Annotated in this window: 1 tRNA gene; it reads right to left on the minus strand. The window is 53.3% G+C overall.

Annotated elements, in window-relative coordinates:
- Positions 1-74, minus strand: a tRNA-Arg gene (locus tag QMN38_RS26920).
- Positions 75-210 lie beyond the last annotated feature (136 nt).

Below are 210 nucleotides of genomic sequence, written 5' to 3' on the forward strand. Positions count from 1 at the left end.
TGCATCCGGGAGGATTCGAACCTCCGACCGCTCGGTTCGTAGCCGAGTACTCTATCCAGCTGAGCTACGGATGCATCAGGGAAACTTACTTTACTGCAGATTTGATGTCGCTGCTAAAGCGCTATCAAGTAATATGGTGCATCCGGGAGGATTCGAACCTCCGACCGCTCGGTTCGTAGCCGAGTACTCTATCCAGCTGAGCTACGGATG

The sequence above is a fragment of the Citrobacter sp. R-1.5.2 genome (assembly GCF_035064245.1).
GTDB lineage: Bacteria > Pseudomonadota > Gammaproteobacteria > Enterobacterales > Enterobacteriaceae > Citrobacter.